This window comes from Vibrio sp. 2033 (genome assembly GCF_033339735.1).
This window is the reverse complement of the sequence record NZ_JAWOVC010000296.1, coordinates 1-750: the sequence shown is the minus strand read 5'-3', so window position 1 is coordinate 750 and position 750 is coordinate 1. Positions and strand designations below refer to the sequence as shown.

General features: G+C 47.5%; 1 pseudogene. It reads right to left on the bottom strand.

From position 1 onward, the window contains the following. Positions 1 to 750, bottom strand: a pseudogene (locus R7P74_RS26190) (bifunctional [glutamate--ammonia ligase]-adenylyl-L-tyrosine phosphorylase/[glutamate--ammonia-ligase] adenylyltransferase); the annotation flags it as partial.

Below are 750 nucleotides of genomic sequence, written 5' to 3'. Positions count from 1 at the left end.
CAGTGGCATAGCGTGGTCTTCCTCCATGACACCTTGAGCAATTAGCGTTTCATATATTCGGACATTGTCACACCAACGCGTAAGCTTAGGGTTCTCGTGACTATAGTTAAGCACCAAATATTGAGCCAGAAATTCGATATCGGTAATACCACCGACGTCTTGCTTGATCATGAAGCGACCAGATTTCTTACCGCCTAAATGATCGCGCATTTTTTCACGCATCTCGACGACTTCTTTTTTCAACGTTTGCTCATCACGCGGTTTACACAACACATCATGACGAGTGTTATGGAAAGCAATCGCCAATGGTTCATCACCATAAATCATGCGAGCGCGCACTAAAGCTTGATGCTCCCAAGTCCACGCATCTTGATGTTGATAATCATCAAACGCATCGGTTGGACTCACCAACAGGCCGGACGCACCAGAAGGACGCAAGCGAGTGTCCACTTCGTATAAAATACCTGATGCGGTGCGAGTTGAGAAAATATGGATGATGCGCTGTGCTAAACGAAGGTAGAACTGGCGGCCGTCAATTTCCTTCTTCCCATCGGTGTATACATTAACTGGGCAGTCGTGCATAAAGACGATATCTAAGTCTGAGTTGTAGCCCAACTCCCATCCACCGACTTTACCATAACCGATCACGGCAAAGCCTTTGCCTTCACGGTCTTTCACGTGTGTTGGCTCGCCGTATTTTTCAGACACTTGAAGCCACGCTTGGCTGACCACCGCTTCAACAATGGCTTC